General features: G+C 71.0%; 19 protein-coding genes. 11 read left to right on the forward strand and 8 right to left on the reverse strand.

Going from position 1 to position 23824, the window contains the following annotated elements:
• Positions 1 to 438 precede the first annotated feature (438 nt).
• From ACIP79_RS08980 to ACIP79_RS08990, 3 genes are all read left to right on the forward strand, one after another.
• Complete coding sequence (locus ACIP79_RS08980) at positions 439 to 1164, forward strand: TetR/AcrR family transcriptional regulator (RefSeq protein WP_401221257.1); 726 nt, start codon at positions 439 to 441, stop codon at positions 1162 to 1164.
• A 25-nt stretch (positions 1165 to 1189) separates the two neighbouring features.
• Positions 1190 to 1495, forward strand: coding sequence for a hypothetical protein (locus tag ACIP79_RS08985; RefSeq protein WP_401221260.1), 306 nt, complete (start codon positions 1190 to 1192; stop codon positions 1493 to 1495).
• A gap of 102 nt (positions 1496 to 1597) precedes the next feature.
• Positions 1598 to 2746, forward strand: coding sequence for an NlpC/P60 family protein (locus ACIP79_RS08990; protein WP_401221263.1), 1149 nt, complete (start codon positions 1598 to 1600; stop codon positions 2744 to 2746).
• 42 nt (positions 2747 to 2788) lie between these two features.
• On the opposite strand, the gene ACIP79_RS08995 is transcribed toward ACIP79_RS08990, so the two are convergent.
• Genes ACIP79_RS08995 through ACIP79_RS09015 form a run of 5 tightly spaced genes read right to left on the reverse strand, consistent with a single transcriptional unit; the run spans position 2789 to position 9096 of the window.
• Positions 2789 to 4042 (reverse strand): styrene monooxygenase/indole monooxygenase family protein, encoded by a 1254-nt coding sequence (locus ACIP79_RS08995; protein WP_401221266.1) that lies wholly within the window; start codon positions 4040 to 4042, stop codon positions 2789 to 2791.
• Between the two features lie 48 nt (positions 4043 to 4090).
• Positions 4091 to 4765 carry an ATP/GTP-binding protein gene (locus tag ACIP79_RS09000; RefSeq protein WP_383682801.1) on the reverse strand — a complete coding sequence of 225 codons (675 nt, stop codon included), beginning with the start codon at positions 4763 to 4765 and terminating at the stop codon, positions 4091 to 4093.
• Positions 4746 to 5153, reverse strand: a complete 408-nt coding sequence (locus ACIP79_RS09005; RefSeq protein ID WP_383682803.1) for a DUF742 domain-containing protein — start codon at positions 5151 to 5153, stop codon at positions 4746 to 4748. The genes ACIP79_RS09000 and ACIP79_RS09005 overlap by 20 nt, the downstream gene beginning before the upstream one ends.
• Complete coding sequence (locus ACIP79_RS09010; RefSeq protein WP_401221271.1) at positions 5150 to 5695, reverse strand: roadblock/LC7 domain-containing protein; 546 nt, start codon at positions 5693 to 5695, stop codon at positions 5150 to 5152. Before ACIP79_RS09010 ends, ACIP79_RS09005 begins: the two co-directional genes overlap by 4 nt.
• A complete protein-coding gene (locus ACIP79_RS09015; protein ID WP_401221274.1) occupies positions 5692 to 9096 on the reverse strand; it encodes a nitrate- and nitrite sensing domain-containing protein in 3405 nt (1134 codons plus the stop codon). Before ACIP79_RS09015 ends, ACIP79_RS09010 begins: the two co-directional genes overlap by 4 nt.
• Positions 9097 to 9504: 408 nt before the next feature.
• On the opposite strand from ACIP79_RS09015, the gene ACIP79_RS09020 reads away from it, so the two are divergent.
• Positions 9505 to 10293, forward strand: a complete 789-nt coding sequence (locus ACIP79_RS09020; protein WP_401221277.1) for a hypothetical protein — start codon at positions 9505 to 9507, stop codon at positions 10291 to 10293.
• 69 nt (positions 10294 to 10362) lie between these two features.
• Here ACIP79_RS09020 and ACIP79_RS09025 read toward each other — a convergent pair whose 3' ends face one another.
• On the reverse strand, positions 10363 to 10854 hold the full coding sequence (locus ACIP79_RS09025) for a MarR family winged helix-turn-helix transcriptional regulator (RefSeq protein ID WP_401221280.1): 492 nt from the start codon (positions 10852 to 10854) through the stop codon (positions 10363 to 10365).
• Positions 10855 to 11134: 280 nt separating this feature from the next.
• Between ACIP79_RS09025 and ACIP79_RS09030 the strand changes: the two genes are divergently transcribed.
• Positions 11135 to 11971, forward strand: a complete 837-nt coding sequence (locus ACIP79_RS09030; RefSeq protein ID WP_401221283.1) for a lysozyme — start codon at positions 11135 to 11137, stop codon at positions 11969 to 11971.
• Between the two features lie 102 nt (positions 11972 to 12073).
• Here the strand turns inward: ACIP79_RS09030 and lon are convergent, their stop codons facing one another.
• Positions 12074 to 14494, reverse strand: a complete 2421-nt coding sequence (lon, locus tag ACIP79_RS09035; protein ID WP_401221285.1) for an endopeptidase La — start codon at positions 14492 to 14494, stop codon at positions 12074 to 12076.
• A gap of 217 nt (positions 14495 to 14711) precedes the next feature.
• On the opposite strand from lon, the gene ACIP79_RS09040 reads away from it, so the two are divergent.
• The 6 genes from ACIP79_RS09040 (at position 14712) to ACIP79_RS09065 (ending at position 22728) form a co-directional block, all read left to right on the forward strand.
• A complete protein-coding gene (locus tag ACIP79_RS09040; RefSeq protein WP_401221288.1) occupies positions 14712 to 15362 on the forward strand; it encodes a GNAT family N-acetyltransferase in 651 nt (216 codons plus the stop codon).
• Between the two features lie 75 nt (positions 15363 to 15437).
• The gene (locus ACIP79_RS09045) at positions 15438 to 16157 is read left to right on the forward strand and encodes a spermidine synthase (protein WP_401221291.1); all 720 of its coding nucleotides are present in this window, start codon (positions 15438 to 15440) and stop codon (positions 16155 to 16157) included.
• Positions 16158 to 16270: 113 nt separating this feature from the next.
• Positions 16271 to 17008 carry a response regulator transcription factor gene (locus tag ACIP79_RS09050; RefSeq protein ID WP_266454356.1) on the forward strand — a complete coding sequence of 246 codons (738 nt, stop codon included), beginning with the start codon at positions 16271 to 16273 and terminating at the stop codon, positions 17006 to 17008.
• 40 nt (positions 17009 to 17048) lie between these two features.
• Positions 17049 to 18209, forward strand: coding sequence for an ATP-binding protein (locus tag ACIP79_RS09055; protein ID WP_401221294.1), 1161 nt, complete (start codon positions 17049 to 17051; stop codon positions 18207 to 18209).
• Positions 18210 to 18501: 292 nt separating this feature from the next.
• On the forward strand, positions 18502 to 22341 hold the full coding sequence (locus tag ACIP79_RS09060; RefSeq protein WP_401221296.1) for a multifunctional oxoglutarate decarboxylase/oxoglutarate dehydrogenase thiamine pyrophosphate-binding subunit/dihydrolipoyllysine-residue succinyltransferase subunit: 3840 nt from the start codon (positions 18502 to 18504) through the stop codon (positions 22339 to 22341).
• Between the two features lie 204 nt (positions 22342 to 22545).
• Positions 22546 to 22728 (forward strand): DUF6104 family protein, encoded by a 183-nt coding sequence (locus tag ACIP79_RS09065; protein WP_005312030.1) that lies wholly within the window; start codon positions 22546 to 22548, stop codon positions 22726 to 22728.
• Positions 22729 to 22971: 243 nt separating this feature from the next.
• On the opposite strand, the gene ACIP79_RS09070 is transcribed toward ACIP79_RS09065, so the two are convergent.
• A complete protein-coding gene (locus tag ACIP79_RS09070) occupies positions 22972 to 23811 on the reverse strand; it encodes a hypothetical protein (protein WP_401221301.1) in 840 nt (279 codons plus the stop codon).
• Between the last annotated feature and the right edge of the window lie 13 nt (positions 23812 to 23824).

The following is a 23824-nucleotide window of genomic DNA, read 5'->3' on the forward strand; positions in this document are numbered from 1 at the left end:
GCGCCCCCCCCCCCCCGGGGCCGCGCCGGTACATCCGCCCGCATCCGGACGGATCTGCTGTGGGCTGGAGGGTGGGCGGTGTTGGGGATCCGTCCGGATGCGGGCATTTGATGTACCGACACGGCCCCTTCCGTAGTACGGCGGCTGCCGCTGCGATTCCGGCTGGCGATGCGATTTCGGCTTACGGCGCGACTATGGCTTGCGGCGCGATTACGGCTTACGGCGCGACTATGGCTTGCGGCGCGATTACGGCTGCCGCTGCGTTGCGATTGCCGCTGCCGCTGTCGCTGTCGCTGTGTTACGGCCGCGGCTGCCGCTGCGTTACGGCTGCGGCCCGTGGGGGCGGGGTGGCGGGTGGGCGGCGGGTTTCGTCGGGGTGCGGGGGGGGTGGTGGGCGGCTGGGGGGCGTTCGGGGGTGGGGCGGTTACGCTGCCCGGCATGACCTCTGCGGCTCCCACACCTGCTTACCGTCGGCTCAGTGTCGAGGAGCGGCGTAGTCAGTTGCTTGAGGCGGCCTTGTCGCTCTTCGCCCAGCGGGCGCCCGAGGAGGTGTCGCTCGATGATGTGGCGGAGGCGGCGGGGGTGTCGCGGCCACTGGTGTACCGGTATTTCCCGGGCGGGAAGCAGCAGTTGTACGAAGCCGCGTTGCGGTCGGCGGCCGAGGAGCTGGAGCAGTGCTTCGCGGAGCCTCCCGAGGGGCCGCTGACGCAGCGGCTGTCCCGGGCCCTCGACCGGTACCTCGCGTTCGTGGACCAGCACGACGCCGGGTTCAGCGCGTTGCTGCACGGCGGGAGTGTCGTGGAGACCTCCCGGACCACGGCCATCGTGGACGGGGTACGGCGGGCCGCCGCACTGCACATCCTCGATCATCTGGCCGTGCGGGACCCGGGGCCGAAGCTGCGGATGACCGTGCGGATGTGGATCACGGCCGTGGAGGCCGCCTCCCTCATCTGGCTCGACGAGGGGAAGGAACCGCCGCTGGACGAGTTGCGGGACTGGCTCGTCGAGCAGTTCGTGGTGGCGCTCATGGCCACGGCGGGACGGGATCCGCAGGCCGCCGGTGTGGTGCGGGCCGCGCTGGGCGCGGAGTCGCGGGACGGCCTCGTCGGATCGCTGGTACGGCGGGTGCTCCCGGTGATCGGTGACGCCGCGCACCTGCTCTGACGGTGGTCTTTGTGACACTGGTGCGGTGAAGAGCGAAGACACTCCCTTTGTCGGCGGTCCGCTGGACGGGCGGGTACTGCCCGTACTGCTCGGAGCCACCGGGCATCCCCCCAAGGTCTACCGCGTTCCGGTGCCGGACCCGGACGGCGGACCGCCCACCGTGCTCGTCTACCGGCGGGTCCAGGCGGGGCAGAGCAAGCGGCTCGGGCTGCACCAGGGATGGCGCTACGAGTACGACCCCGAGGGAGCCCCCGGGCGCGGGCTCAAGTGGCCATGGTCGAAATCCGCCCGCGAACCCGACGCCACGCCGGGCGCCAACGCCGACGAGTGACCTTCTTCGGCCGATCCGACCACCCGGCGCGCGCTCCGGAGGCATCCGCCCGATCCTGCCGGTGAGAGGTGGACGGACCACCCCCGCAACGGAGGTGATGGCGTGTCAGGAAGGTTTGCGCGGTTGGGTTCTACCGCGGTCGTGGCGTCGGTGACCATGGGGGCGCTGCTGGGGCTCTCTCCGGACTCCTCGGCCGCCCCCGAGCCACCCGAGACCGGTTCGCGGTCCGTCGCCGAGCTGCTGACGGACCTTCAGCGGCTTTACCGGGACGCCGAGCGGGCCACAGAGACGTACAACGGGACCGAGGAGAAACTGCGCAGGCAGCGGGCCGAGGTCGTCCGGCTCGACAGGGACCTCGCGAAGGCCCGGCTGACGCTGCACGACAGCCGTGGCGCCGCCGGCCGGCTCGCCCGGCAGCAGTACCAGGGCAGGACCGAGATCTCCTCGTACGTACGGCTGCTCCTGGCCCGCGATCCGCAGCACGCGCTCGACCAGGGGCATGTGCTCAGGCAGCTCTCCCTGGACCGGGCCGAGACCGTCGAGCGGGTGGTGGTGAACGAGAAGCGGATCGACGGGCTGACCCGCGCGGCACGGAAGGCGCTGGACGGGCAACTCACCCTCGCCGGGCGGCAGAAGACGGCCCGTGACGAGGTGAGCGGGCGGCTGGACAAGGTCGAGGAGCTGCTCGCCTCGCTGACCGTGGGGCAGCTCGCCGAGCTGGCCGAGTTCGAGAAGTCGGGCGAGGCGGCGGCGCAGAAGCGGTTCATGGCCTCCGGGGCACTCAGCAGTACCGCCCGGCGGCCCTCCCGGGCGGGCGAGGACGCGCTGCGCTACGCCGTCGAGCAGATCGGGAAGCCGTACAAGTGGGGAGCGGAGGGGCCGAAGTCCTACGACTGCTCGGGGCTCACCTCACAGGCCTGGCAGCACGCCGGGCGGCCCATCCCCCGCACCAGTCAGGAGCAGTGGGCCCAGCTGCACCGCATCCCCCTGAGCAAGTTGCGGCCGGGCGATCTGGTGATCTACTTCCCCGAGGCCACCCACGTCGCCCTCTACGTGGGTGACGGCATGGTCGTACAGGCTCCCCGGCCGGGGACGAAGATCAAGGTCTCGCCCATCGCCGCCAATCCCGTGCTGGGAGCGGTGCGCCCCGATCCCCGGGGCAAGCCGCTGCCGAAGAAGCAGTACACGCCGCCGAAGCTCCCGAAGGGGTCGCTGAAGGGGGCGGACACCGGCTACAACGGGGCCCGTTAGGGCGCGGGGGGTTTGTGGGCCACCCGCGCCGGGGGCGACCGGTCAGCCGGCGATCACCGAGGCCAGGTACGCCTCGGTCTTCTCGGGCTCGAAGAAGAAGTTCTCGAAGTCCGCCGGGTCGTTGAAGCCGTTGGCGAACCGGTCGGCGACCGGGGGGAGTTGGCCGGCGGCGCCGATGAGGTTCAGGACGTGCTCCGGCGGGACGCCCAGCATGGCGTTCGTCCACTTCGTCACGTGCTGGGCCGTGTCCCAGTAGCGGTCGAACGTCGCCCGCATCCAGGTCTCGTCGAACTCCTTCTCCCCGTGCTCGACGATCGAGGCGAGGTACGCGGCGGCGCACTTGGAGGCGGAGTTGGAGCCCTGGCCGGTGATCGGGTCGTTCGCCACGACCACGTCGGCGACGCCGAGGACCAGTCCGCCACCGGGCAGCCGGCCGACGGGGTTGCGGACGGTGGGGGCGTAGCGGCCGGACAACGTGCCCTGCGCGTCGGTCAGTTCGACCTTGGTGGCCCTGGCGTACTCCCACGGCGTGAACCGCTCCATGAGTTCCAGCGTCAGGGAGAGGTGTTCGGCCGGGTCCTTCACGCCCTGGAAGACGTCCAGCGGGCCGCCGGGTATGCCCTCCCAGAAGAGAATGTCGGCGCGGCCCGAGGTGGTGAAGGTCGGCATGATGAAGAGCTCGCCGACACCGGGGACCAGGTTGCAGCGGACCGCGTCGTAGTCCGGGTGCTCCGGGCGCGGGCCCAGCCCGTGCACGTACGCCACCGCGAGCGCGCGCTGCGGCTCGGAGTACGGCGAACGCGAGGCGTCCCGGCCGAACATGGACACCAGCTCGCCCTTGCCCGCGGACACCAGCACCAGGTCGTACGTACGGGCGAAGTAGTCGAGGTCGGAGACCGCGGCGCCGTGGATGACGAGCTGGCCGCCGCGCTGGGCGAACGTCTCCATCCAGCCGGCCATCTTCACCCGCTGGTCCACCGACTGCGCGTACCCGTCGAGCTTGCCGACCCAGTCGATCGCGCGCTGCGAGGGGCCCGGGTCGAAGGAGCCGGGGGCGGCGACCGACACGCCGAGGCCCTCGATCTTCGGGGCCTGGGACTCCCAGAAGTTCAGCTGGAGATCGCGCTCGTGCTGGAGTGCCGTGTCGAACATGCACTGAGTCGACATGACACGGCCGGAGCGGATCTCGTCCGCCGTCCGGTTCGACATCAGGGTGACCTCGTACCCCTGCGACTGGAGGCCGAGGGCGAGCTGGAGTCCGGACTGGCCGGCTCCGACGACGAGTATCTTCCGCATGCGGGGGTGTCTCCTACGTACGTGGGCGTCCCTGTTCGGGGCCGTTCCCTATTCGGGGCTGACTGCGAGCGCGTGGCCGACCAGGGCCAGCAGGGTCTCCACGACCGAGATCCGGCGGCGCGCATCCATGATCATGACAGGTATGTGCGGCGGCACCGTGAGGGCCTCGCGTACGTCGTCGGGCTCGAAGCGCTCGCTGCCGTCGAAGTGGTTCACCGCGACGACGTACGGCAGTCCGCAGCTTTCGAAGTAGTCGAGCGCCGGGAAGCAGTCCTTGAGGCGGCGGGTGTCGGCGAGGACGACCGCGCCGATCGCCCCGCGCACCAGGTCGTCCCACATGAACCAGAACCGCTGCTGGCCCGGTGTGCCGAAGAGGTAGAGGACCAGGTCGTCGTCGAGCGTGATGCGGCCGAAGTCCATGGCCACGGTCGTGGTCAGTTTCTCGGGCGTCGCGCTGAGGTCGTCGGTCTCCTCGCTGGCCTGGGTCATCAGCGCCTCCGTCTGGAGGGGCGTGATCTCGGAGACCGCGGTCACGAGCGTGGTCTTGCCCACGCCGAAGCCGCCCGCCACCACGATCTTCGTCGCGATCGGGGCACGGGTGCGGTCGGTCTGCCAGGCCTGGAGGTTCTCGTCGGCGTCGGGGCGCGGCGATACCGGCTCAGGAGCGGCAACTGCGTTGGGGAAGGCGGTTCTTGGCGCGCCCTCAGAGACGACGGAGTCCACTCAGCACCCTTTCCAGCAGAGCGCGGTCAGGCTGTCCGGGGCCGTGACCGGTTCCGTACACACGGATCTTTCCCTGGTCCGCCAGGTCGCTCAGGAGCACCCGGACCACGCCGAGCGGCATCCTGAGAAGGGCGGCGACCTCCGCCACCGTCCGCATCCGGCGGCAGAGTTCGACGATCGCCCGCATCTCGGGCATGACCCGGGTCTCCAGCGAGCCGTTGGTCAACTCCCGCCGTTCCTCCGGTGCTTCGAGCGCCGCGACGAACGTCTCCACGAGCAGGACGTGCCCGAAGCGGGTACGGCCGCCGGTGAGCGAGTAGGGGCGTACGCGGGCGGGCTTGCGATCGCCGCCGCGGACGGGGAGTCTCGGTGTGCTGCTACTGCTCATCGGGCGCTCCCCGTCGGCTTGTTCGCGCTCGCGGTCCCTGTCATGTCATCGGGACCGTCCTCGGTCTCGATGGACTTGCGGAGTTCGATGCGGAGTTCGGGGGTCAGCACGTGTCCGGCACGGCCCACGAAGAGCGCCATGTGGTACGCCACCACGCTCATGTCGCAGTCCGGGGAGCCGTGCACACCCAGCAGCGAGCCGTCGCTGATCGACATGACGAAGAGACTGCCCTCGTCCATCGCGACCATCGTCTGCTTCACGGCGCCGCCGTCCATCAGCTTGGCGGCGCCGATGGTGAGGCTGCCGATGCCGGAGACGATGGTGGCCAGGTCGGCGGCGGATCCCTTGGGGCCGCTGGGACGCCCTTCCCTCGCCTCCCGGGCCGCCGCGTTCCTCCCGGGGTCGGAGGAGAGCAGCAGCAGTCCGTCGGAGGAGACGACCGCGACCGAGAGCAGGCCGGGCACCTCCTCGACGAGGTTCGTCAGCAGCCAGTGCAGGTTACGGGCTTCACTGCTCAGGCCGAAGGTACTGGGCGCGGTCAACTGCTTGCCTCCTCGACTGTGCCCCCCGATGGTTCTACGTCCTGTGCGTGCGGTGGCGCGGCATGCGCGGGCGTGTTGAGCTCCGCGGTCTGGTCGGCGATCTCCGCCTCCACCTCCCGGCGGCCCTCCTGCGCTCCCCGGTGGAAGCCGCCGAGCCTGCGGCGCAGGGCGTCGGCGTCCACACCGCCCGCGCGTGGCCGTGGGGTCGCCACCGGCGCGGAGATCTTCGGCGTCCGCTTGGGCAGGCCCTTGTCGGTGACCCGCTCGTCCGCGTCCGCGACCCGCTCGTGGCTGTCGGGGCCGATGGCGTAGGGGTCGGCGGCGTGCGACGCCTGGGTGGGGAAGTTGGGGATGGGCTGGTGGTGCGGGGCGGTCTCCGGGTCCTCGGCGACCCCGGCGATCTCGGCGGCCTCGGCGTTTTCCGGGCCGGTGAGCGGTCCGGATCCGAAGGCACTCGCCGTCTCGGAGGCGGGGCCGGACGTCCAGGGGGCGGAGGGCGCCGTCCAGGTGGCGGAGGGCACAGAAGGCGTCGGCGCCTCGGACGGTGCCGAGGAGGGCGTCGGCGCCTGGGGCGCCGGTGCCGTCGCGTCCGTGCCGGTGGGCCGACCCGTCCACGGCTCTTCCTCGGGTTCGGGTACCGGAGCCAGGAGCTCCATCGTGGTCTCGGGCGTGGCCTCGGGCGTCGGCTCGGGCTTGCGCTCGAAGGTCGGCTCGGGCCTTCGGTCGAAGGTCGGCTCAGACGTCGATTCGGCCGTCGGCCCGTCCACGTACTGTCCGGACCTCGGCCCGTCCACGGACTGCTCGTGCGTCGGCTCGGGCTTCCGCTCGAAGGTCGGCTCAGACCTCGATTCGGCCGTCGGCCCGTCCACGGGCTGCCCGGACCTCGGCCCGTCCACGGACTGCTCGGGCGTCGGCCCGTCCACGGACTGCTCGTGCGTCGGCTCGGGCTTCCGCTGGAAGGTCGGCTCGGGCCTCGGTTCGGCCGTCGGCCCGGGACTCGGCCCGTCCACGGACTGCCCGGACGTCGACTCGGCGACCGGCTGCCCGGACGTCGGCTCGGCGACCGGCTGGCCGAACAGCGGCTCGGTGACCGGCTCGGGCTCCCCGGCCTCCCGTGCCGTCCGCTCCGCCGCCGCGATGAGGGGGTCCTCGTCGGGTGCCGCGGTCAGCGGGTCCTCGGCGGCGGCAGGCGTTGGCGCCGTGAGCGCCGAACGGCCGTAGATGACGTTGGAGTTGGCCTCGGCGTCCGCGCCGGGCAGGGTGACGGACGGGGCGCCGCCGGTGACCGGCGCGGCGGAGGGGGCCGCCGTGGAGGGGGCGGCGGCCAGCAGCGCCTTGGGCAGGACGGCGACGACCGCGGTGCCGCCCTGCTTCTGCTCGCGCAGCCGCACCCGCACGCCGTGCCGGTGGGCGAGCCGGGCCACCACGTACAGGCCGAGGCCGAGGCCCTCTCCGCTTTCCTGGTCGTAGGCGTCCTCGGGGTCGAACTCCGCGAGGCGGGAGTTGAGCTGGGTCATGCGCTCGGCGGTCATGCCGATGCCCTCGTCCTGCACGGAGAGCATCACCTCGCCGTTCTCCAGGAGCCAGCCGGAGACCTCGACGGCCATGTCGGGCGGCGAGAACGACGCGGCGTTCTCCAGGAGTTCGGCCACGAGGTGCGAGATGTCGTCCGCGGCGAACCCGGCGAGGTGCGCGTGCGGCGGCAGCGTGGCGATGCGGACCCGCTCGTAGCGCTCGATCTCGCTGACGGCGGCGCGTACGACGTCGACGAGCGGGACGGGACCCGCGTGCTGCTGGCCGTGCTCGGCGCCCGCGAGGACGAGCAGGTTCTCGCTGTGGCGCCGCATGACCGTCGCGAAGTGGTCGAGCTTGAAGAGCGTGGCGAGCCGGTCGGGGTCCTGCTCGCGCTCCTCCAGGCCCTCGATGACGCCGAGTTGGCGCTCGACCAGGCCCAGGGTGCGCAGCGCCAGGTTCACGAAGGTGCCGTGGATGCTGCCGCGCACCTGCTCCAAGTGGGTTGCCGCCGCCGCGAGTTCGGTGCGGAGCTTGTCGCGTTCGTCGGCCATCAGCTGGCGCTGGCCGATGAGGTGCTTGCGGTCGCCTTCGAGGGTGGCGGTGCGCTCAAGGACCGCGGCGGCGTGCGCGTGCAGGGCGTTGACGGAGCGGACGACCTGGGCGAACTCGTCGTTGCGGCCGGTGAACTTGACCGGCTCCTGCGTCCCCGGTTCGGCGGCGAGGCGGGCCGAGCCGAGCCGCAGGACGGCCAGCGGACGGGTCAGGCTGCGGGCCATGCCCATCGAGACGCCGACGGCGACGAGCAGCAGGGTGCCGATCACCGCGATCCGGATCTCCAGCGCGGTGACGTCGTCGTCCCGCATTGCTTCGAGGTCCTTGATGCGGCGGCTGTTGAGGGACGCTTCGGCGCCGCGCATCAGCTCGACGCGGGCGGACAGCGCCGTGTCCAGCTTCTTGGGGCTGGTGTCCAGTTCGGCGCCGGAGATCGTCGGCTGGTCGGTGAGCCCCGAGAGATACTTGTCGGCGTTGGTGACGTCGGGCCCGGTGACCGTGGAGTCGTAGGAGGTCTTGTCGGCCTTGGGCGCGTTCTCGCGGAACCCGGCGAGGGCCGCGTCCGAGCGCACGCGGGCCTGCTGGGCGGCGGCGCTGAGCGCGTCACGCTGCCTGCTGTCGGCGTCCGAGGAGACGCTGGTGGTGGTCGTGAGGCCCGTGTACGGGTCGGTGGTGGTCTGGGTGCTGCGCGGGACGCTGAGGGCCGCGAGGAGCAGTCCACGGGCGGCGGCGGACTGCTGTACGGCGGAGTCCAGCTCGGCGAGGGAGTGCGCGCCGGAGCCCGCGCGGGGCGGCATCAGCTCGGCCAGGTCCTCGGCGAGGGCGTGCAGTTCGGTGATGGCGCCGGAGTACGACTGGTGCGCCTCCAGCGCGGTGCTCGCGCCGGTGAGCGCCGCCCTGCGCAGCGAGGCGATGGCGTCGAGGTCGGTGAGGAGGGACGCGGGCGCGTCCTCGTCCGCGCGCAACTCCTCGACCTGCCGGTCGACCCGGGCCCCGCGCTGCTCCGAGGGCGCCTTGTCCTTCGGCCGGCCGGCGGCGATGTACGAGGTGACCTCGTCGCGCTCGTCGGCCAGCGAGTGCGCGAGGGTCAGCGCCTGCTGGGTGCGCTGCGCGAGCGTCACCAGGTTCTGGGAGTCGTTCAACTGACCCGAGGCGGTCAGGATGGTGGGTGCCCCGGCACCGGCGATGGCGGCCGCGACGACCGCCACGGCGACGATCAGCCGGTTGCGCACATGGGCTGTCCTGCCCCTCCCCGCCGAGTCGGCGGCGGCGCCACCGGCGCCCTCCGTGGAGGACGTCTGCTTGCCTGTGCGCCTCGGCCGCGTCTTCTGCACCGGTGCTCGCATTCCTGACTCGTGTTATCCATGGGCCCGGGTGACGGTAGGTCAACTGGGGCGTACGCCCTTCCCGAAGCCTTCGACTTCCACTCAGGCAGCGGACACCCCACCGGCTCCCGACCCTCCCAGTGCCGGTGGACAGTGGTCCCGCATCATCCGGCCCGCCACCCGAAGGAGTGAACATCGGACGGGAGTTGGCGGGCAAGTTCCTCCGGCGCGTGCGACGGGCCTGCGCGGCGGGCCGGTTGGACGTGAGCGACGGGCTTTGGCAGTATTCGCCGCCACGCTTCGCCGGAGTCGATCATTCCAACCCAAAACCGGCGTCTGAGCTGCTGGTCCGCACCCGTTCGGCGACCGATGGAAGCCTCTTGTGGGCCTTGTGAAGGGCTCGTGCAGACTGGCTTTATGCGCACTGAACTCGTCTCGGAGCCCGGCGACCCGGCCCACCCCAATGAGGACTTCGCATCGGTCGGACTTCCCGCCTCAGGACAGGGGGGCGCGCTGGTCTTACTCGACGGTGTGACACCGCCCGCGGGCGGTGACGGCTGCGTGCACTCCGTCTCATGGTTCTCCGCCCATCTCGGCGGAGCACTGACCGAACTGTCCCTTACCCGCCGGGATCTGACGCTGCCGGAGATCCTCGCCCGCGCGATTTCGCGTACGGCCGGGGCCCACGCGGGAACCTGTGACCTTTCTCACCCACGTACTCCGCAGGCAACCGTCGTCCTCGTACGCTGGTCCGCCACCGAGGTCGAGTACCTGGTCCTGTCGGATTCCGCGCTGCTGCTGGAGTCCCCCGACGGCTCGGTCCTGCCGCTCCTCGACGACCGGCTCTCCCGCGTCCCCCTCGCGACCCTCACCTCGGCCGCCCGCACCGACGCGACCCTGCGCAACAAGGAGGGCGGCTTCTTCACCGCCGCCGCGGATCCCTGGGTGGCGACGCGCGCGGTGACGGGCTCGGCGCCCCGGTCCGCCGTCCGCGCGCTGGCCGCCCTGACGGACGGCGCCACCCGGTGGGTGGAGACGTTCGGGGAGGGCGACTGGGCGGACCTGTTCGCCCTCGTACGGAAGGAAGGGGCCCAGGCCGTGGTGGACCGCGTACGGGCGCTGGAGACGGCGGACGCGGAGCAGCGGGTGCGGCTGGGGCGCAGCAAGACCCACGACGACGCGACGGCGGTGTTCGTGGAGTGGTGAGCCACGACCACGCCACCGGAGGGGCGCCGCCCGACTGATCGCTTGCCGGGCCCCGTCCCGCTACTTGTCCTACTTCTCCAGGCCCGTGTTCAGCTGGTGCAGCAGCCGGGCCAGTTCCGCGACCTCGCGTGGGTCCCAGCCCTTGAGCTGTCGCACGTACCGGGCCCGCCGTGCCTCGCGGACCGTGCTGAAGCGGGAGCGGCCGACCTCAGTGAGGTGGACGAGCCAGGCCCGGCCGTCGGCGGGGTCGGGTTCGCGGGCGACGAGGCCGAGGTCCTCCAGGGCGCGGAGCTGCCGGGACATGGTGGCCTTGCCGATGCCGATGTAGGCGGCCAGCTCCGTGGCACGCTGGCGGCCGCACTCCTCCAGGCGGACGAGGAGCCCGTACGCGGACGACTCCAGGTCGGGATGGACCTCGCGGGCCATCTCACCGGAGGAAGCTCGGGCGCGCCGCAGGAACACGGTCAACTCGCGTTCCAGCGCCGGGAATTCCTGGTCCACACCACTTCGGGACGCTGTGGGTTCGGCGCGATGTCCGTCGCCGTTTCCGTTCTCGTGCACGTCAGCACCCCTGCCTCGGTTTCCGGATCCTGAAAGTTACTGCCAAAAATCGCCATCGCCGCAGCTCCGCCAGTATTTCTCAGGCGTAGACCAACGGCAGCGTCCGGCCCCTCTTCCCACGCCGTCTTCCGCGTGCGTAGCTTCGGTGCCAGGCACATCAGTGGCATGGCCACGCCACCGGCGAGTCGACGAGGACCCGCCCTCTCAGAGGTGGACTGTGCCGCCCGCGTTCCCCCCACCGAGCACCACCGTGCACCACCGATCTCCTCGGAGGCACGACATGCCCGCGCACGGACACAGATCCGGCACCACCCCAGGCCCGAACCTCCCGAAGCGTCTCTCCGCCCTCGGGATCCTGCTCGCCGCCTTCTCCCTCCTTCTCACCCTGCCGGCCCCCGCCGCCGACATCCCCGCCCGCGGCTCCGCCCACCTGGGCATGGGCGTCGTCGCCCACGACGGCCGGGGCGGCACCCCCGCCACCGGTGACGCCACCCAGACCGAAGGCGTGGACGTCAGCAGCCACCAGGGCAACGTCGGCTGGTCGACCCTGTGGGGCAGCGGGGTCAAATGGGCGTACGCCAAGGCGACGGAAGGGACGTACTACACGAACCCCTACTTCGCCCAGCAGTACAACGGCTCGTACAACGTCGGCATGATCCGCGGCGCCTACCACTTCGCGACCCCCGACACCACGACCGGTGCCGCACAGGCCAACTACTTCGTCGACAACGGCGGCGGCTGGTCCAGGGACGGCAGGACGCTGCCCGGTGTGCTCGACATCGAGTGGAACCCGTACGGCGCCTCCTGCTACGGCAAGACGCAGAGCGCCATGATCAGTTGGATCAGCAGCTTCCTCACCCAGTACAGGGCGCGCACCGGGCGGGACGCCGTGATCTACACGGCGACGAGCTGGTGGACGGAGTGCACCGGCAACTACGCCGGCTTCGCCTCCGCCAGCCCGCTGTGGATCGCCCGCTACGCCACCACCGTGGGCACGCTGCCGGCGGGCTGGGGTTTCCACACGATGTGGCAGTACACGTCGTCCGGCCCGACGGTGGGCGACCACGACAAGTTCAACGGCGCCCTGGACCGTGTCGTGGCACTGGCCAACGGCTGACGGCCGGCGACGAACGGTGCCCCCGCGACCCACAGCACCGGTAGACATGGGAAGGCCCGGATCCCTCGCGGGGTCCGGGCCTTCCTCAACCGGTGGCGTCCGTCACGCCGCCACCGGAACCTCCGCGGTGGCGCCGTTCGTCGCCGGCGCGAGCGCCAGCTCCAGCACCTGACGGACATCCGTCACCGCGTGGACGTCGAGCTTGTCCAGGACCTCGGCCGGGACGTCGTCCAGGTCGGCCTCGTTGCGCTTCGGGATGATCACCGTCGTGACCCCGGCCCGGTGCGCGGCGAGCAGCTTCTGCTTGACGCCGCCGATGGGCAGCACCCGGCCGGTGAGCGAGACCTCACCGGTCATCGCCACGTCGGTGCGGACCAGCCGGCCGCTGAGCAGCGAGGCGAGAGCGGTCGTCATGGTGACGCCCGCACTCGGACCGTCCTTGGGGACGGCACCCGCCGGGAAGTGGATGTGCACGCCCCGGTCCTTGAGGTCGCCGACCGGCAGTTCCAGCTCCGCTCCGTGCGACCGCAGGAAGCTCAGCGCGATCTGCGCCGACTCCTTCATCACGTCACCGAGCTGACCGGTGAGGGTCAGACCGGCGGCGCCCGTCTCGGGGTCGGCGAGCGACGCCTCCACGAAGAGGACGTCTCCGCCCGCTCCCGTGACGGCGAGACCGGTGGCGACACCGGGCACCGCGGTGCGGCGCTCCGCCGGGTCCTGGGCGGACTCGGGCACGTGGTGCGGCCGGCCGATGAGCCCGCGCAGGTCGTCCTCGGTCACCGTGAACGGCAGCTTGCGCTCGCCGAGTTCGTGCTGAGCGGCGACCTTGCGGAGCAGCCGCGCGATGCCGCGCTCCAGGTTCCGTACGCCCGCCTCCCGGGTGTACTCCCCCGCGAGCCTGCGCAGCGCGCTCTCGTCGAGGGTGACCTCGTCCTTCTCGAGACCGGCCCGCTCCAGCTGGCGCGGCAGCAGGTGGTCCCGTGCGATGACGACCTTCTCGTCCTCGGTGTAGCCGTCGAGGCGGACCAGCTCCATACGGTCGAGCAGGGCCTCCGGGATGGCTTCCAGGACGTTGGCGGTCGCCAGGAAGACGACGTCGCTGAGGTCGAGTTCGACCTCCAGATAGTGGTCGCGGAAGGTGTGGTTCTGGGCGGGGTCGAGCACCTCCAGGAGGGCTGCGGCGGGGTCGCCGCGGTAGTCGGAGCCGACCTTGTCGATCTCGTCCAGGAGCACGACCGGGTTCATCGACCCGGCCTCCTTGATGGCGCGCACGATCCGGCCGGGCAGCGCGCCGACGTAAGTACGCCGGTGTCCGCGGATCTCGGCCTCGTCGCGTACGCCGCCCAGGGCGACGCGGACGAACTTGCGGCCCATGGCGTGCGCGACGGACTCACCGAGCGAGGTCTTGCCGACGCCGGGAGGACCGACAAGCGCGAGCACGGCACCGCCGCGACGCCCGCCGACCACGCCGAGCCCGCGCTCGGAACGCCGCTTGCGCACCGCGAGGTACTCGGTGATCCGCTCCTTCACGTCGTCGAGGCCCGCGTGCTCGGCGTCCAGGACGGTCTTGGCGCCCTGGATGTCGTACGCGTCCTCGGTGCGCTCGTTCCAGGGCAGTTCGAGGACGGTGTCGAGCCAGGTGCGGATCCACGAGCCCTCGGGCGACTGGTCGCTCGCGCGCTCCAGCTTCTCGACCTCCTTGAGGGCGGCCTCGCGGACGTTCTCGGGAAGATCGGCGGCCTCCACGCGGGAGCGGTAGTCGTCGCTCTCGTCCTCCCCGCCCTCTCCGTTCAGGTCACGGAGCTCCTTGCGCACGGCGTCGAGCTGGCGGCGCAGCAGGAACTCGCGCTGCTGCTTGTCGACGCCTTCCTGTACGTCCTTGGCGATGGACTCGGCGACGTCCTGCTCGGCGAGGTGCTCACGGAGCTGTTCGGTGGCCAGCTTCAGACGGGCGACGGGGTCGGCCGTCTCCAGCAGCTCCACCTTCTGCTCGGTGGAGAGGAAGGGTGAGTATCCGGAGTTGTCGGCGAGGGCGGACACGTCGTCGATCGCGGTGACGCGGTCCACGACCTGCCAGGCGCCGCGCTTGCGCAGCCAGCTGGTGGCCAGCGCCTTGTACTCCTTGACGAGTTCGGTGACGTGGCCGGGCAGCGGGTCGGGCACGTTCTCGTCCACGTGGGTGCCCTCGACCCAGAGAGCGGCTCCCGGACCCGTGGTCCCGGCGCCGATCTTCACGCGTCCACGGCCACGGATCAGCGCGCCGGGGTCACCGTCGGCGAGGCGGCCGACCTGCTCGACCGTGCCGAGCACACCCGTGCCCGCGTACGTCCCGTCCACCCGCGGCACCAGCAGCACCTGCGGCTTCCCCGGGGTCGTACGGGCGGCGGCCTGGGCGGCCTCCACCGCGGCGCGCACATCGGTGTCGTTCAGATCGAGCGGAACCACCATGCCCGGCAGCACGACCTCGTCGTCGAGCGGCAGCACAGGCAGGTTGAGCGGAGTAGGGGTGGAATCGGCAGCCATGATCTTCCTCTCGACAAGCAAGTTGAGCTATGCAGACTCAATGCTTGTGAGCGCTTGAGTGTTCCCCGGCGGTGTTCGCTGTCAGCGATCGGGGCGTTCGTGCAGGTGGAACGGGCGGGACGGGGTTCCGTCACGGCGGGGCTCCGACCCCCGACGCCCACCACTCCCAGCTAGGGTAAGCATCAGAAGTAACTGGAGACCATTACAAGGAGCGCTGGTGGACGAGACCGTACGGGCCTGGGTGGACGGCTGGGTGCTCTCGCGTGGGGCGGCTCCGCCGGTGTTCGAGCCGTGGGGCTGTTCCATCGACGTCGGGCAGCGCGAGCATGTGTCGCGGCACGTTCTCGGGGCGGCCAACGGGGCGGTCGAGGAGTCGGTGGTCCGGAAGGTCGCCGACGGGGTGACCGGGGCCGGAGTCTGGCTCAAAGTGTTCGCCGAGCCCTCGGTCGTCGGCCCCTGGCTCGGCGCGGGCTGGTGGATCGACCCCGAGCCCGGCTGCCTGATGTCCGTCCCGCTCACCGGCACCTCCACGGAAACCGCCCCGCCCAGCGGCTACCGCCAGCGCACCTGGTCGCACGGCGCCGTCACCCACCTGCTGCTCGCCGCACCTGACGGCTCCTGCGCCGCACGTGGCCAGATCGCGGTCACCGGCAGGACGGCGGTGATCGACCGGATCGAGACCGCGCCGGAACACCGCAGGAGAGGGCTCGGACGCCTGGTCGTGCGCACCCTGACGCACACGGCTGCCGCGCAGGGCGCCACGACCGGCGTACTCGCCGGAACGCCGGACGGAAGGGCGCTGTACGAGGCCCTCGGGTGGCGCGTGGAGGCACCGCTGACCAGCGCGAAGTTCACCGGAGGCCGGTGAACTCCAGCCACGGCGAGGGCGCCGGACGTCCGGGAATTCCGCCACCCGGCGCCGCCCGGCTGCCAAGATGGGCCGATGGCCACCTCGTACGGCACCCCCGCCTCCTCGTACGACACTCCTGCCACCTCGTACGACGCCCCCGCGGTGATCGACCGTCGCGAGGGCCCGTACGGCGAGGTCGTGTTGCGGCGGCATGGCGTGCTGCTGCAGATCATCGCCAACGGGTGCTTCTTGATGGACACCTCCGACGGGCGTTCGGAGCGGCTGCTCGTGGACGCCGCCCGTGACGCGCTGGACGGGCGGCCGGAGCCGAGTGTGCTGATCGGTGGTCTCGGCGTCGGATTCTCACTCGCGCACGCGGCCTCGGACCCGCGCTGGGGGCGCATCACCGTCGTGGAACGCGAGCCGGCGGTCATCGACTGGCACCTCGACGGGCCGCTGTCCGCCCTCTCCGACCGGGCCCGCACCGACCCGCGTACGCACATCGTCGAAGCGGATCTGCTCGCCCACGTCAATGAGATCTGCGACACATACGACGCCCTGTGCCTGGACATCGACAACGGGCCCGGCTGGACGGTCACCGAGGGCAACGAAAGCCTCTACTCGAAGCCCGGACTGGCAAGCTGCGCACGGGCGTTGAGGCCCGGCGGGGTACTCGCGGTGTGGTCCGCCCAGCCCTCTCCGGAATTTGAAGGAACCCTACGGAATGCCGGGTTCACGGGGGTGCGTACCGAAGAGATCCCCGTTGCCCGGGGCGTTCCCGACGTCGTCCATCTCGCGGTAAGACCTGGATAGCCGAGGCGTGGTTACTGCCCGTACTCTGCTTCCCTGACGCAGATCATTCAAGCGTCAAGCGCAGTCATGGGATCACCCCACGGATTCCGGAAAGCACACCTCAGGGGCGGGCGATGGAGCAGACACACACCTCCCAGAACGGCGCGGCGGCGACGCCCGGCGCTCAACGACGGGTTCTCGTCGTCGAGGACGACCCGACGATCGTCGACGCCATCGCGGCACGTCTGCGCGCCGAGGGATTCCTGGTGCAAACCGCGGGCGACGGCCCGGCCGCCGTCGACACCGCCGAGGCCTGGCAGCCCGATCTGCTGATCCTCGACATCATGCTGCCCGGCTTCGACGGGCTTGAGGTCTGCCGCCGCGTGCAGGCCCAGCGCCCGGTGCCGGTGCTGATGCTCACAGCGCGCGACGACGAGACCGACATGCTGGTCGGTCTTGGCGTCGGCGCCGACGACTACATGACGAAACCGTTCTCCATGCGTGAGCTGGCCGCCCGCGTGCACGTCCTGCTGCGCCGGGTGGAGCGCGCCGTGGTGGCCGCCTCGACGCCGCGCAGCGGGATCCTCCGGCTCGGCGAGCTGGAGATCGACCACGCGCAGCGCCGGGTACGGGTGCGCTCGGAGGACGTGCACCTCACGCCCACCGAGTTCGACCTCCTCGTATGCCTCGCGAACACACCGCGGGCCGTACTCTCGCGTGAGCAGTTGCTCGCCGAGGTGTGGGACTGGGCGGACGCTTCCGGCACACGGACCGTCGACAGCCACATCAAGGCGCTGCGCCGGAAGATCGGCGCCGAGCGGATCCGTACGGTGCACGGCGTGGGCTACGCCCTGGAGACCCCGACTCCCTGAGCCGGGCCTCTGCCGGGACCTTGTCGAGGGGGCTGATGTGATGAGCGGGTTCGGGGAACGCAAGAGCGCGAGACCCGGGTTCGGGGAGCGCCGCCGGGCGGACTCCGGACTCGGGCGGTCCGGGGACGAGAGTCCCTGGAGCGGCGTACGGCCCTTCTCCATCAAGACCAAGCTCGGCACCCTGGTCGTCGTCTCGGTCTTCATCACCACCGGTCTCTCGATCATCGCGGCGCGCACCCAGACCGAGCTGCGTTTCATCACGGTCTTCTCGATGATCGCCACCCTGCTGATAACGCAGTTCGTGGCGCACTCGCTCACCGCACCGCTGGACGAGATGAACGCGGTCGCCCGGTCCATCTCGCACGGCGACTACACCCGCCGGGTGCGCGACGACCGCCGTGACGAGCTGGGCGACCTGGCCCAGACGATCAACCTCATGGCCGACGAGCTGGAGGCCCAGGACCGGCAGCGCAAGGAGCTCGTGGCGAACGTCTCCCACGAGCTGCGCACCCCCATCGCAGGGCTGCGCGCCGTCCTGGAGAACGTCGTGGACGGTGTCTCCGCCGCCGATCCCGAGACCATGCGGACCGCGCTCAAGCAGACGGAGCGCCTGGGGCGACTGGTGGAGACGCTGCTGGACCTGTCCCGGCTGGACAACGGCGTCGTACCGCTGCGCCGGCGCCGCTTCGAGGTGTGGCCGTACCTGTCGGGCGTCCTGAAGGAGGCCAACATGGTCGCCTCCGCGCGCGCGGGCATCGCGTCGGGCTCCGGGAGCCACACCCGCACGGACGTCCATCTGCACCTCGACGTGTCACCGCCCGAGCTGACCGCGCACGCGGACCCGGAGCGGATCCACCAGGTCGTCGCCAACCTCATCGACAACGCGGTCAAGCACAGCCCCCCGCACGGCCGCGTCACCGTCAAGGCCAGACGGGGCGACCTCCCCGAGTCCCTCGCCCTGGAGATCCTGGACGAGGGCCCCGGCATTCCGAAGTCGGAGTGGCACCGCGTCTTCGAGCGGTTCAACCGCGGCGGGGTCCCCTCGCCGCACGGTCCCGGCAGCGACGGCGGTACGGGCCTCGGCCTGGCCATCGCACGGTGGGCGGTCGATCTGCACGGCGGCCGCATCAGGGTGGCCGAATCCGAGCGGGGCTGCCGGATCCAGGTCAGCCTTCCGGGGCTTCCTTCTCTGCCAAGTTGACGTAAAGTTCGAACCGGAGCCACAAGATCCACCGGCGTCCGTCACCGACGGACACGTGTGATCAGGCAAAGGGCCGCGTGATTCGTGCCGCGACCTGCGATCTACCGACGCCGACGTGCCCTTTCCGAAGCGGAACCACGCTTGTTTCCCGCCATATCCACCCCCGAAACACGCTTTCCGGTGTGACTTACACGACGATGCACGGGCCCGGCCTGACCTTCCCGGCCACGGGGGCGTAGCCTTGATTCCCGCTGTCCATCACCTTGTGAAGCGGAAGAGGGCGGTTGCCGCCGTGTCGCCACAGTCCCCCAGTAACTCGAGCATCTCGACCGAAGACCAAGCAACGGGGAAGAACCCCGCTGCCGCGTTCGGTCCCAATGAGTGGCTCGTCGACGAGATCTATCAGCAGTACCTCCAGGACCCGAATTCGGTAGACCGAGCCTGGTGGGACTTCTTCGCCGACTACAAGCCGGGCGCCGCCGTCGCCTCGCCTCCGTCGGGCACTGCGGCCGCGGGGGCCGCAGCGACCACCCCAGCAGCTCCGACCGCTCCCGCGGCGCCTGCCGCGCCCGTCCGGACGGCTCCGCCGGCGCAGGCCGCGCCGACGCCCGCCCCGGCGCCCGCGCCCGCTCAGCCCGCCGCCGCCGCTCCGGCCAAGCCCGCCGCGGCCGCGGCCCCGGCTGCGTCCCCGGCTCCGGCGAAGGCCGCTCCGGCCGCCGCCAAGCCGGCCGCCGCGAAGGCCGAGCCCGCCACCGAGGCCCCGGCAGGACCCGAGTACGTGACGCTGCGCGGCCCCGCCGCCGCGGTCGCGAAGAACATGAACGCCTCGGTCGAGGTGCCCACGGCCACGTCCGTGCGCGCCGTCCCGGTGAAGCTGCTCTTCGACAACCGCATCGTCATCAACAACCACCTGAAGCGCGCCCGGGGCGGGAAGATCTCCTTCACCCACCTCATCGGCTACGCGATGGTGCAGGCCATCAAGGCCATGCCGTCCATGAACTACTCCTTCACGGAGAAGGACGGCAAGCCGACCCTGGTCAAGCCGGAGCACGTCAACTTCGGCCTCGCCATCGACCTGGTGAAGCCCAACGGCGACCGCCAGCTGGTCGTCGCGGGCATCAAGAAGGCCGAGACGCTGAACTTCTTCGAGTTCTGGCAGGCCTACGAGGACATCGTCCGCCGCGCCCGTGACGGCAAGCTGACGATGGACGACTTCACCGGTGTCACGGTCTCGCTGACCAACCCCGGCGGCCTCGGCACCGTCCACTCCGTGCCGCGCCTGATGCCCGGACAGTCGGTCATCATGGGCGTCGGCTCGATGGACTACCCGGCGGAGTTCCAGGGCACCTCCCAGGACACCCTGAACAAGCTCGGCATCTCGAAGGTCATGACGCTCACGTCGACCTACGACCACCGGGTCATCCAGGGTGCCGCCTCCGGCGAGTTCCTGCGGATCGTCGCCAACCTCCTCCTCGGCGAGAACGGCTTCTTCGACGAGGTCTTCGAGGCCCTGCGCATCCCCTACGAGCCGGTCCGCTGGCTCAAGGACATCGACGCCAGCCACGACGACGACGTCACCAAGGCCGCCCGGGTCTTCGAGCTGATCCACTCCTACCGGGTCCGCGGCCACGTCATGGCCGACACCGACCCGCTGGAGTACCGCCAGCGCAAGCACCCCGACCTGGACATCACCGAGCACGGCCTCACCCTGTGGGACCTGGAGCGCGAGTTCGCGGTCGGCGGTTTCGCGGGCAAGTCCCTGATGAAGCTGCGCGACATCCTCGGCGTGCTGCGCGACTCGTACTGCCGCACCACCGGCGTCGAGTTCATGCACATCCAGGACCCCAAGCAGCGCAAGTGGATCCAGGACCGCATCGAGCGCTCGCACTCCAAGCCGGAGCGCGAGGAGCAGCTGCGGATCCTGCGCCGGCTGAACGCGGCGGAGGCCTTCGAGACCTTCCTGCAGACGAAGTACGTCGGCCAGAAGCGCTTCTCCCTGGAGGGCGGCGAGTCGGTCATCCCGCTGCTCGACGCGGTCATCGACTCGGCCGCCGAGTCGCGCCTCGACGAGGTCGTCATCGGCATGGCCCACCGCGGCCGGCTGAACGTCCTGGCCAACATCGTCGGCAAGTCGTACGCCCAGATCTTCCGCGAGTTCGAGGGCAACCTCGACCCGAAGTCGATGCACGGCTCCGGCGACGTCAAGTACCACCTGGGCGCCAACGGCACCTTCACCGGCCTGGACGGCGAGCAGATCAAGGTCTCGCTCGCGGCGAACCCGTCCCACCTGGAGACGGTCGACCCGATCATCGAGGGCATCGCCCGCGCCAAGCAGGACATCATCAACAAGGGCGGCACGGACTTCACGGTCCTGCCCGTCGCCCTGCACGGTGACGCGGCCTTCGCGGGCCAGGGTGTGGTCGCCGAGACGCTCAACATGTCGCAGCTGCGCGGCTACCGCACGGGCGGCACGGTCCACATCGTCATCAACAACCAGGTCGGCTTCACCGCCGCCCCGGAGTCGTCGCGTTCGTCGATGTACGCCACCGACGTGGCCCGCATGATCGAGGCGCCGATCTTCCACGTGAACGGCGACGACCCCGAGGCCGTCGTCCGCGTCGCGCGCCTCGCCTTCGAGTTCCGCCAGGCGTTCAACAAGGACGTCGTCATCGACCTGATCTGCTACCGCCGTCGGGGCCACAACGAGTCCGACAACCCGGCGTTCACGCAGCCGCTGATGTACGACCTGATCGACAAGAAGCGCTCGGTGCGCAAGCTCTACACCGAGTCCCTGATCGGTCGCGGCGACATCACCCTCGAAGAGGCGGAGCAGGCGCTCCAGGACTTCCAGGGCCAGCTGGAGAAGGTCTTCACCGAGGTCCGCGAGGCCATCTCGCAGGCGCCCGAGGCCCATGTCCCCGAGGTGCAGGCCGAGTTCCCGGTGGCCGTGGCGACCGCGATCTCCCAGGAGGTCGTGAAGCGCATCGCCGAGTCCCAGGTCAACATCCCCGACCACGTCACCGTGCACCCGCGGCTGCTCCCGCAGTTGCAGCGCAGGGCGGCGATGATCGAGGACGACACGATCGACTGGGGCATGGGCGAGACCCTCGCCATCGGCTCGCTGCTGCTGGAGGGCACCCCGGTCCGTCTGTCGGGCCAGGACTCCCGCCGCGGCACGTTCGGCCAGCGCCACGCGGTGCTGATCGACCGCCGCACGGGTGAGGACTTCACCCCGCTCCAGTACCTCTCGGACGAGCAGGCCCGCTACAACGTCTACGACTCGCTGCTCTCCGAGTACGCGGTCATGGGCTTCGAGTACGGCTACTCGCTGGCCCGTCCCGAGTCGCTGGTGATGTGGGAGGCGCAGTTCGGCGACTTCGTCAACGGCGCGCAGACCGTCGTCGACGAGTACATCTCGGCGGCCGAGCAGAAGTGGGGCCAGACGTCCGGCGTCACCCTGCTCCTGCCGCACGGCTACGAGGGCCAGGGCCCGGACCACTCCTCGGCCCGCATCGAGCGCTTCCTCCAGCTGTGCGCGCAGAACAACATGACGGTCGCGCAGCCGACGCTCCCGTCGAACTACTTCCACCTCCTGCGGTGGCAGGTGCACAACCCGCACCACAAGCCGCTGGTGGTCTTCACCCCGAAGTCGATGCTGCGCCTCAAGGCCGCCGCGTCGAGCGCGGAGGAGTTCACGACGGGCGGCTTCCGCCCCGTCATCGGCGACGAGACCGTCGACGCCGCGGCCGTCCGCAAGGTCGTCTTCTGCGCCGGCAAGCTCTACTACGACCTTGAGGCCGAGCGTAAGAAGCGCGGCAGCACGGACACGGCCATCATCCGCATCGAGCGCCTGTACCCCCTCCCGGGTGCCGAGCTCCAGGCGGAGATCGCCAAGTACCCGAACGCCGAGAAGTACCTGTGGGCCCAGGAGGAGCCGGCGAACCAGGGCGCGTGGCCCTTCATCGCCCTCAACCTGATCGACCACCTCGACCTCGCGGTCGGCGCCGACATCCCGCACGGCGAGCGGCTCCGGCGCATCTCGCGCCCGGCCGGCTCGTCCCCCGCGGTCGGCTCCGCGAAGCGGCACCAGGCCGAGCAGGAGCAGCTCGTTCGCGAGGTGTTCGAGGCGTAGGTCTCGGAGCCGGGGATCCGACAGGGGTCCCGACCCGGCTCGTACGACGACGGAGGCCCGGTTCCCTTCCGAGGGAGCCGGGCCTCCGGCGTTCGCCGTACAGGCCTCGGTACTGCCGGGACCACGGCCTACCCTGAAGGGGTAGATCCCCGGGCCTGCCCCGGGCTTGTCCCGGGCTCGTCCCGTTCGCATCAGGAGCATGAGTTGTACTTCACGGACCGCGGCATCGAGGAACTGGAGAAGCGGCGCGGCGAGGAAGAAGTCACCTTCGAGTGGCTCGCCGAGCAACTGCGCACGTTTGTCGATCTCAACCCGGACTTCGAGGTGCCGGTGGAGCGGTTGGCGACGTGGCTGGCGCGACTGGATGACGAGGACGACGAGGAGTAGGGGGCGGGGGGTGGTTGTCCGGCGGGGGGGGCGGTGGCCCGGCGGGGCTCGGATGCCCGGCGGGGCTCGGATGCCCGGCGGGGCTCGGATGCCCGGCGGGGGTCGGATGCCCGGCGGGGGTCGGATGCCCGGCGGGGGTCGGTAGCCCGGCGAGGGTTGGTGGCCCGGCGGGGCTCGGTAGCCCGTCCGGGGACGGCGGCCCTTCGGGGGACGGTTGTCCTTCGGGGGACGGTTCCGGGCGGGTCAGTCGACGGTCCGGAGGCGGTCGTACGCCAGCCCGAGGGCGCCGTGGATCACCAGCAGGGCCCCCGTCGCGGTCCAGCCGCCGCTGCCGCGCCGCGCACCCCAGACGGCGAGCGGGAGGCCGGCGGCCAACTGGGCCACGGCCAGGGCACGGGCCTTCGGGCCCCGCAGCCAGGGCCCCAGGCTGCCGCCCTCCACGACGTCGAGCTCCGCGCCGACGGCGGCACGCCACCCGGGCCACTCGATCTGCTCGGCACCGGGCTGAACCCGGGCTGCTTCCCGTAGCTTTCCGACCGGCTCCCCGGGGACGATCCCGGGCGGAAGTGCCACCCCCGCGCGCGTGAGGACGGCGAGCAGCCCGAGCATGCGGGTACGGGCGTCCGCGGTGGCGTCCGGCTCGGTCAGCTGCTCCAGGGACTGCATGTCGAGCACGGGGTCGAGACCGAGGCGGGCGGCGAAGGTGCGCATCGCCTCGTCCTCGCCGACCGGGGTGCCGTTCGCCAGCCACTCGTAGCCGACGGTACGGCGGAAACCCGAGGCGAGCGTGCAGCCGCTGTGGTCGCCGTCCCACCAGAGGGCGAGTACGGGCCAGGGGGCGCCGACGGCGAGAGCGGTGGCCCAGCCGGTGAGCACCCGGTCGACGGGTTCGGCCTCGTCCAGCCAGGGCCTGCCCTCGGGAACCAGCACACTCCACTCGGCACCGGCCGAGGTGAGCAGCATCCGCTCACGCAGCAGATGCGCGGCTGATCCGACGGACTCGGGCCGCGCCCGGCAGAGGAGAAGGGCGCCGGCGGCGGTGCCGGGGGTTCGGCCGGAGGGCTCACCGGGCGTCGTGGACATGGTCATACGTTAG

The organism is Streptomyces sp. NPDC088747, from assembly GCF_044751025.1.
Lineage (GTDB): Bacteria > Actinomycetota > Actinomycetes > Streptomycetales > Streptomycetaceae > Streptomyces.

Excerpts from the sequence above, each read along its gene's own strand:
- ACIP79_RS09030 (WP_401221283.1), top strand. The coding sequence starts at position 11,135 with ATGCCCGCGCACGGACACAGATCCGGCACCACCCCAGGCCCGAACCTC.
- ACIP79_RS09005 (WP_383682803.1), bottom strand. The coding sequence starts at position 5,153 with ATGAGCAGTAGCAGCACACCGAGACTCCCCGTCCGCGGCGGCGATCGC.
- ACIP79_RS09055 (WP_401221294.1), top strand. The coding sequence starts at position 17,049 with ATGAGCGGGTTCGGGGAACGCAAGAGCGCGAGACCCGGGTTCGGGGAG.
- lon (WP_401221285.1), bottom strand. The coding sequence starts at position 14,494 with ATGGCTGCCGATTCCACCCCTACTCCGCTCAACCTGCCTGTGCTGCCG.
- ACIP79_RS08980 (WP_401221257.1), top strand. The coding sequence starts at position 439 with ATGACCTCTGCGGCTCCCACACCTGCTTACCGTCGGCTCAGTGTCGAG.
- ACIP79_RS09045 (WP_401221291.1), top strand. The coding sequence starts at position 15,438 with ATGGCCACCTCGTACGGCACCCCCGCCTCCTCGTACGACACTCCTGCC.
- ACIP79_RS08995 (WP_401221266.1), bottom strand. The coding sequence starts at position 4,042 with ATGCGGAAGATACTCGTCGTCGGAGCCGGCCAGTCCGGACTCCAGCTC.
- ACIP79_RS09050 (WP_266454356.1), top strand. The coding sequence starts at position 16,271 with ATGGAGCAGACACACACCTCCCAGAACGGCGCGGCGGCGACGCCCGGC.
- ACIP79_RS09020 (WP_401221277.1), top strand. The coding sequence starts at position 9,505 with ATGCGCACTGAACTCGTCTCGGAGCCCGGCGACCCGGCCCACCCCAAT.
- ACIP79_RS09070 (WP_401221301.1), bottom strand. The coding sequence starts at position 23,811 with ATGTCCACGACGCCCGGTGAGCCCTCCGGCCGAACCCCCGGCACCGCC.